At 70.1% G+C, this 7,683-nt stretch carries 6 protein-coding genes, 1 tRNA gene and 2 rRNA genes; 5 read left to right on the top strand and 4 right to left on the bottom strand.

Annotated features, from left to right (window positions below):
* The 3 genes from G4G93_RS08880 to G4G93_RS08870 all read left to right on the top strand — a co-directional run.
* Positions 1 to 276, top strand: a 23S ribosomal RNA gene (locus G4G93_RS08880); the annotation flags it as partial.
* A 113-nt stretch (positions 277 to 389) separates the two neighbouring features.
* Positions 390 to 505 (top strand): 5S ribosomal RNA (gene rrf / locus G4G93_RS08875).
* 48 nt (positions 506 to 553) lie between these two features.
* A tRNA-Met gene (locus tag G4G93_RS08870) sits at positions 554 to 630 on the top strand.
* A gap of 72 nt (positions 631 to 702) precedes the next feature.
* On the opposite strand, the gene G4G93_RS08865 is transcribed toward G4G93_RS08870, so the two are convergent.
* From G4G93_RS08865 to ubiG, 4 genes are all read right to left on the bottom strand, one after another.
* Complete coding sequence (locus tag G4G93_RS08865) at positions 703 to 870, bottom strand: YqaE/Pmp3 family membrane protein (protein WP_165083214.1); 168 nt, start codon at positions 868 to 870, stop codon at positions 703 to 705.
* Between the two features lie 121 nt (positions 871 to 991).
* The gene (locus tag G4G93_RS08860; RefSeq protein WP_165083212.1) at positions 992 to 1,966 is read right to left on the bottom strand and encodes an NADPH:quinone oxidoreductase family protein; all 975 of its coding nucleotides are present in this window, start codon (positions 1,964 to 1,966) and stop codon (positions 992 to 994) included.
* A gap of 198 nt (positions 1,967 to 2,164) precedes the next feature.
* Positions 2,165 to 2,737 carry a YbhB/YbcL family Raf kinase inhibitor-like protein gene (locus G4G93_RS08855; protein WP_165083210.1) on the bottom strand — a complete coding sequence of 191 codons (573 nt, stop codon included), beginning with the start codon at positions 2,735 to 2,737 and terminating at the stop codon, positions 2,165 to 2,167.
* 58 nt (positions 2,738 to 2,795) lie between these two features.
* Positions 2,796 to 3,545, bottom strand: coding sequence for a bifunctional 2-polyprenyl-6-hydroxyphenol methylase/3-demethylubiquinol 3-O-methyltransferase UbiG (gene ubiG / locus G4G93_RS08850; protein ID WP_165083208.1), 750 nt, complete (start codon positions 3,543 to 3,545; stop codon positions 2,796 to 2,798).
* Between the two features lie 208 nt (positions 3,546 to 3,753).
* On the opposite strand from ubiG, the gene G4G93_RS08845 reads away from it, so the two are divergent.
* Together G4G93_RS08845 and ptsP are read left to right on the top strand one after the other, a co-directional pair.
* The gene (locus tag G4G93_RS08845) at positions 3,754 to 4,989 is read left to right on the top strand and encodes an aspartate kinase (protein ID WP_165083206.1); all 1,236 of its coding nucleotides are present in this window, start codon (positions 3,754 to 3,756) and stop codon (positions 4,987 to 4,989) included.
* A gap of 240 nt (positions 4,990 to 5,229) precedes the next feature.
* Positions 5,230 to 7,491 carry a phosphoenolpyruvate--protein phosphotransferase gene (gene ptsP / locus G4G93_RS08840; protein WP_165083204.1) on the top strand — a complete coding sequence of 754 codons (2,262 nt, stop codon included), beginning with the start codon at positions 5,230 to 5,232 and terminating at the stop codon, positions 7,489 to 7,491.
* Positions 7,492 to 7,683 lie beyond the last annotated feature (192 nt).

Below are 7,683 nucleotides of genomic sequence, written 5' to 3'. Positions count from 1 at the left end.
CTATCTGCCGTGGGTGTTGGAGTTCTGAGAGGATCTGTCCCTAGTACGAGAGGACCGGGATGGACGAACCTCTGGTGGACCTGTTGTGGCGCCAGCCGCAGTGCAGGGTAGCTATGTTCGGTCGGGATAACCGCTGAAGGCATCTAAGCGGGAAACCCCCCTTGAAACGAGAACTCCCTTGAGAGCCGTGGAAGACGACCACGTGGATAGGCTGGATGTGCAAGCGCGGTAACGCGCTGAGCTGACCAGTACTAATCGCTCGATCGGCTTGATCGCTCTCATGATCCGTGTCCGGATCAACCCTAACACCACGACACGATGAAGACGCCTGACGCAGCCGAGCGGCTGCCGCAGAACGCATGCTTGCCGCAACGAACGTGCTTGGCCGGTCTGGTGGTCTGAGCGGGGTGATCAGAACCCGATCCCATCTCGAACTCGGCCGTTAACCGCCCCAGCGCCCATGGTACTGTGTCTCAAGACACGGGAGAGTCGGTCACCGCCAGACCTGCCAAGCACGTCACGTTCCCTCTGCACGACGCAGATCACACCCTGGCGCGGGGTGGAGCAGCCCGGTAGCTCGTCAGGCTCATAACCTGAAGGTCACAGGTTCAAATCCTGTCCCCGCAACCAACCATACGAAAAACCCCCGCAGGGCTCGCCCTGCGGGGGTTTTTCGCGTTCGGCGCTGGACTAAGCTCCGGATCAGTAATTGCGCCGCGTCACGACCCATATGGCGTGGATCAGGCCCGGGATGTAGCCGAACAGCGTCAGCACCACGTTGAGGATGAACTGCAGGCCGAACCCGACGGTGAACAGCACGCCGATCGGCGGGATCACGACGAGCAGGATGATGCGGATGATGTCGCCCACGGTGTCTCCGTCCTGACGCTCGGGAATGAAAAGGCTACGCCGTGAACGGCCCGGCGCCCGAACTGTTCCCCCGAGCGGCCGCGAAACCCCTCCCGCGTCGGTCGCGAGAGGGGAGGGGAGTTCAAGGCCGCAGCAGCACCTTCCCCATCGCCTCGCGGCGCGCCAGGATGCCGAGGGCGGCGGCGGCCTCCTCCAGCGGGTAGACGCCGTGCACCTTGGCCGAGAGCCGTCCCTCTCTCACCAGTGCCAGCAGGCGGCCCTGGTTGGCGGCGTGGCCCTCGGGCTCGCGCTTGAGGAAGGCGCCCCAGAAGACACCCTGGATGTCGATGCCCTTCAGGAGCGCCAGGTTCAGCGGGATCTTGGGAATCTCGCCGGCCGCGAAGCCGACCACCAGGAAGCGCCCCTTCCAGTTGAGCGAGCGCAGGGCGGGCTCGGAATAGGCGCCGCCGACGGGATCGTAGACGACGTCGATGCCGGCCTCGCCACCGAGACGCTTCAGCCCGTCGCGAAGGGATTCCTGGCTGTAATCGAGGGTAAGGTCGGCGCCGTGCGCCTTGGCGAGGTCGAGCTTCTCGGCCGAGGAGGCGCAGGCGATCACCCGGGCGCCCATCGCATGGCCGAGCTCCACCGCCGCGAGGCCGACGCCGCCGGTGGCGCCGAGCACCGCCAGGGTCTCGCCGGGCTTCAGGTTCGCCCGGTCCTGCAGCGCATGCAGCGAGGTGCCGTAGGTGACGGAGAGGCCCGCCGCCTGCTCGTCGCTGACGCCCTCCGGCACGAGGGTCAGGCCGGAGACCGGCGCCGCGACCCGCTCGCGGCAGGCACCGTAGCCGAGATGGACGATCACCCGCTCGCCGGCCCGGAAGGACTCGACGCCCGGACCCACCGCCTCGATCACCCCGCAGGCCTCGGCCCCGGGCGAGAACGGCAGTTCCGGCTTCACCTGGTAGCGGCCGGCGATGATCAGCGTGTCGAAGAAGTTGAGCGCCGCGACGGTGACACGGACCAGGGCCTGGCCCGGGCCGGGCACCGGATCCGGCACCTCCTCGATCACCAGATCCTCCGGCCCGCCGAGCGCCTTGCACAGGAGTGCCTTCATCGCCACCGATCCTCCCCGCCGCGCATCCGGCGGCCAGAGCATTTTCCGACGAAGGGGTACCGGTTCGTCGAAGAAAATGCGGCAAAGTCAAAACCCTGGAGCAGCGCCCGATCGCAACGCGATCGGGCGCTGCCCTAGGCATCGAGTGGTGGGCCAGGCCGCGGCCGCTGGCAAGCCGGGACAGGGATGAGGCGGAGGTCAGCGGCGTTCATAGGTGCCGATCAGCGCACCCTTGGCCAGGACGTGGCCATGCATCGCCTCGAGGAGGGCGCCGCGGCCCGGGACGCCCTCGAGCCCGAGATGGCGGTTCAGCGCGTAGACCTGGAACAGGTAGCGATGCGGGCCGTGCCCGGTCGGCGGATCGGGCGGCAGGTAGCCGGCCTTGAGGAAGGTGTTCTTGCCGACCTCCTCGACCGTGCCGTCGGAGCCGGGACTCGCGAGCGCGCCCTCCGGCAGGCCGCCGGCCGCGGCGTCGAGGTCCCAGGCGATGGCGTGGACGATCGGTTTCGGCGTCGGGCTGTCGGCATCCTCGACCAGGAGCACCAGCGCGGCGGTGCCGACCGGGAGGCCGTCCCAGGCGAGCGGCGGCGAGACCTTCGCCCCGTCCTGCGTGAACCGCGCCGGCATCGCGGCGCCCTCGGCGAAGGCCGGGCTCGTCACCCGGATCGCGTCGGGCGCGCCCTCGAACTCGGCGTGATAGGCGGTCTTTCCCATGCCGGCGCGCAGGCCCGACAACGCCTCGCCGACAGCGTGCGGAATCTTCTCCAGCATGGACCCGTCTCCTCGTATCGGTGCGATAACCGGGAGGGACGGGCCACGGTTGCTACGGTCAGTCGCGCGGCCTCTCGGCGGCGATCATGTAGTTGACGGCCGTATCGCGGGCGGTGCCCCAGCGGCCGGTGAGCGGGTTGAACACCACCCCGACCGTGTCGGTGAGGGTCAGCCCGCCGCCCTCGACCGCGTCGCACAACTCGTCGGGGGTGACGAACTTGTCCCAATCGTGGGTGCCCTTCGGCAGCCAGTTGAGGACGTATTCCGCGCCCACGATGGCGAGGGCGAAGGAGCGCATCGTCCGGTTGAGGGTGGCGGCGAAGAACAGGCCGCCGGGCTTCACCGCCGTGCAGGCGGTACGCACGAAAGCCGGCATGTCGGTGACGTGCTCGACCACCTCCATGGCGCAGACGACGTCGAAGCGCTCGCCGGCGGCCACCACGTCCTCGATCGTCTCGGCCCGGTAGCGCACCGGCACGCCGGCCTCGTCGGCATGTCCTTGGGCGATCCTGACATTCGTCACCGCGGGATCGAGGCCGGTGACGTCGGCGCCGAGGCGCGCCAGCGGCTCCGACAGTACGCCGCCGCCGCAGCCGACATCGACGAGGGTGAGGCCCGAGAGTGGTGCCGGCGCCAACGGGTCGCGGCCGAAATGGCGGCAGACGGTGTCGCGGATATAGGTCAGTCGCACCGGGTTGAAGCGGTGCAGCACCCGCATCGGCCCGGCCTCGTCCCACCAGGTCGCGGCGAGGCGATCGAAGCGGGCGACCTCGTCGCGGTCGATCGAGGGTCCGGTCGGTTGGCTCATCGGCGCCAGGCCTTCCTGCAGGGAATGATGGTCATGTCTCGACCGTCGAGGTAGCGCAGCCGCCGCCTCCGGCCAACCGCCGTGGGACGTCATGCGCAGGACCGGCGCGCCCGGCTGCAAGATTGACACCGCCCCGGCCCGCTTGTACCCGCCGGACGCCCGCGGCATTGCGCTGCGGCACGAGACAGGTTTGTTCGATCGGATCCCCATGCCCCGCCTGGTGATGAAATTCGGCGGTACCTCCGTCGCCACGGTCGACCGCATCCGCAACGTCGCCCGCCATGTCGCCCGCGAGGTGCGGGCCGGCTACGAGGTCGCGGTCGTCGTCTCGGCGATGTCCGGCAAGACCAACGAGCTGGTGGCCTGGTGCAAGGACGCGTCGCCGCTCTACGCCCAGTCCGAGTACGACGCGGTCGTCGCCTCGGGCGAGCAGGTCACGTCGGGACTGCTGGCCATCGTGCTCGCCGAGATGGGCATCAAGGCCCGCTCCTGGCAGGGCTGGCAGATCCCGATCGAGACCTCCGACCAGCACGGCTCGGCCCGGATCCAGCACATCGACGGCGCCCGCCTCGATGCCGGGTTCAAGCGCGGCGAGGTCGCGGTGATCGCCGGCTTCCAGGGCATCCATCCCGAGACCGGCCGCCTGACCACCCTCGGGCGCGGCGGCTCGGACACCAGCGCGGTCGCGATCGCGGCGGCGATCGGCGCCGAGCGCTGCGACATCTACACCGACGTCGACGGCGTCTACACCACCGACCCGCGGGTGGTGCCGAAGGCCCAGCGCCTCGAGAGGGTCGCCTTCGAGGAGATGCTGGAGATGGCCTCCCTCGGGGCCAAGGTGCTGCAGGTGCGCTCGGTCGAGCTCGCCATGGTGCACCGGGTGCCGACCACCGTGCGCTCCTCCTTCGACGACCCCGACGACGCCCGCCCCGGCACCCTCATCTGCGACGAGGACGATATCGTGGAACAGCAGATCATCACGGGCATCGCCTTCTCGAAGGACGAGGCCCAAATCACGCTTCGCCGGGTGAAGGACAAGCCCGGCATCGCCGCCGCCATCTTCGGCCCCCTGGCGGATGCCAACATCAACGTCGACATGATCATCCAAGTCGTGTCCGGCGACGGTGCGGCCACCGACATGACCTTCACGGTGCCGGCGGCCGATTACGAGCGCGCCCGCGCGATCCTCGACGCGCAAAGCGGCGCGGTCGAGTTCGAGCGCATCGAGGGCGCCACCGACGTGGTCAAGGTCTCGGCGATCGGCGTCGGGATGCGCAGCCATGCCGGCGTCGCCGCCAAGGCGTTCCGGGCGCTCGCCGAGAAGGGCATCAACATCCGGGCGATCACCACCTCGGAGATCAAGTTCTCGGTGCTGATCGACACCGCCTACACGGAACTCGCGGTGCGCACGCTCCACTCGCTCTACGGCCTCGACAAGGCCTGACGCCGGCCCGACGGGCCTGCCGTCCCAGCGCCCCGTCCGCGATTGCCTCGCGGGCGGGGCGCTGTCGTTCTCCGGCCCTCCCCCGCGAGGGAAAGCCGCCTCCCCCGGAAGGACGCTTGCCCGCCGGGCGCCGGACTCGCTATACGGCGGTGACGGGACCGATGCGTCAGGCCCGCGCAGGCCCAGCCTCACGGTTGCGCCGCGCGAGGCCCGGCTCGCCAAAGGGTGGAACACGACACGATGCCCGCAGCGCCTGGAGGCCCGCGCCTGCTACTGCGCCGCCTTCGCGAGGCCATGGCGGAGCCCGTCGGCCCGCAGGCGCGCCTCGACCGCATCGTTGTCCTGATCGCGTCCAACATGGTCGCGGAGGTCTGCTCGGTCTATGTCCTGCGCGACGACGGCAACCTCGAGCTGTTCGCCACCGAGGGCCTGAACCGCGAGGCGGTGCACCTCACCACCATGCGGGCCGGCGAGGGCCTGGTCGGCCTGATCGCCGCCACCGCCGAGCCGCTCTCCCTCTCCGACGCCCAGTCGCACCCCGCCTTCTCCTACCGCCCGGAGACCGGCGAGGAGGTCTACCACGCCTTCCTGGGCGTGCCGCTGCTGCGGGCCGGCAACACGCTCGGCGTCCTGGTGGTGCAGAACCGCACCTACCGGGTCTATTCCGAGGAGGAGATCGAAGCGCTCCAGACCACCGCCATGGTGCTGGCGGAGATGATCGCCTCGGGCGAGCTGCAGGCCCTGTCGCCCGGCACCGTCAGCGCCTCGCGCCGGGCGCTCGCCCAGTCGGGCGTGGCGCTCGCCGACGGCGTGGGCCTGGGCCACGTCGTGCTGCACGAGCCGCGCATCGTGGTGCGCAACCTGATCGCCGAGAATGTCGAGCGCGAGGCGTCGCGCCTCGACACCGCCATCGCCGAGGTGCGGGCTGCCATCGACGACCTCGTCGAGCGCGGCGACGTCGCGGGGGCCGGCGAGCACCGGGAGGTGCTCGAGACCGTGCGGATGTTCGCCCACGACCAGGGCTGGCTGCGCCGGATGCGCGAGGCGGTCCTGTCCGGCCTCACGGCGGAGGCCGCGGTGGAGCGGGTGCAGTCCGACAACCGCGCCCGCATGCTGCGCCAGAGCGATCCCTACCTGCGCGAGCGCCTGCACGACCTCGACGACCTCGCCAACCGGCTGCTGCGCCAGCTCGTCGGCCGCTCGACGGTCGGGCCCGACGCGATGCCCGAGAACGCCATCTTGGTGGCGCGCTCGATGGGCCCGGCGGCGCTCCTCGACTACGACCGCGCCCGCCTGCGCGGCGTGGTGCTTGAGGAAGGCGGGCCGACGAGCCACATCGCCATCGTGGCCCGCGCCCTCGGCATCCCGGCGGTGGGCGAGGTGGCGAACGCCACGGCCTTGGTCGAGACGGGGGATGCCATCATCGTCGATGGCGGGACCGGCGAGATCCAGATCCGGCCGGGGCCGGAGATCGAGGCGGCCTATGCCGAGAAGGCGCGCCTGCGGGCGAGGCGCCAGGAGCAGTACCGTTCGCTCCGCGACGTGCCGGCGGTCACCCGCGACGGGGTCGCGGTCAATCTCCAGCTGAATGCCGGTCTCATCGTCGACCTGTCGCACCTGAACGAGACCGGGGCCGAGGGCGTCGGGCTGTTCCGCACCGAGTTGCAGTTCATGGTCGCCGAGCGGATGCCGACGGCGGCCGAGCAGCAGATCCTGTACGAGGCGGTGTTCGATGCCGTCGGCGACCTGCCGGTGACCATCCGGACCCTCGATATCGGCGGCGACAAGGTGCTGCCCTACATGAAGGCCCTCGAGGAGGAGAACCCGGCTTTGGGCTGGCGGGCGATCCGCATCGGGCTCGACCGGCCCGGCCTCCTGCGGATGCAGCTGCGCGCGCTGCTCAAGGCCGCGCGGGGGCGGCCGCTCAAGATCATGTTCCCGATGGTCGCGACCGTCGAGGAGTTCGTCCAGGCGCGTGCCATCGTCGAGCGCGAGAAGGCGCATCTCACCCGCCACGGCTACCCGTTGCCGGCGGATTGCCGCCTTGGCGTGATGGTCGAGGTGCCCTCGCTGCTGTTCCAGATGGACGAGATCGCCGCGGAAGCCGATTTCCTCTCGGTCGGCTCGAACGACCTGATGCAGTTCCTGTTCGCGGTCGACCGCGAGAACCGCCAGGTCGCCAACCGCTTCGACCCGTTGAGCACCGCGGCCTTGCGCGCCTTCCGGCTGATCGCCGAGCGGGCGCAGGCCGCCGGGACCCCGGCGACGGTCTGCGGCGAGATCGGCGGGCGGCCGCTCGAGGCGATGGCGCTGATCGGGTTGGGCTTTCGCGCCCTGTCGATGTCCCCGGCCTCGATCGGGCCGGTCAAGGCGATGGTGCTGGGGATCGATGCCGGCGCGGTGGCGGCGTTCCTGGAGCAGGAACTGGCGCGGACCAAGGACGGGGCTTCGCTACGGCCGGCGCTCGCGGCCTTCGCGGAAGAGCACGGTGTCCCGGTCTGACGGGCACGGGCGGATCTCTGCCAGCTACGCGAATCGGTAACCTCACCGTGCGATCGTTCTGACGTCGGGAAAGACTCTCTCCGGCCGCGAAGGCCCCGTGGCATGCGGGGTTTGCGGCGGAATCGCCGGCCGCCGCCTTTCGAGCTGGCGCAGACCGGAGAGAGGGTGAGAGATATGAACGGCTGGCCGTTC

The sequence above is a fragment of the Methylobacterium sp. DB0501 genome, assembly GCF_011043735.1.
GTDB lineage: Bacteria > Pseudomonadota > Alphaproteobacteria > Rhizobiales > Beijerinckiaceae > Methylobacterium > Methylobacterium alsaeris.
Note: the sequence above shows the minus strand (reverse complement) of the source record. Positions and strands in the feature narration are given on the sequence as shown.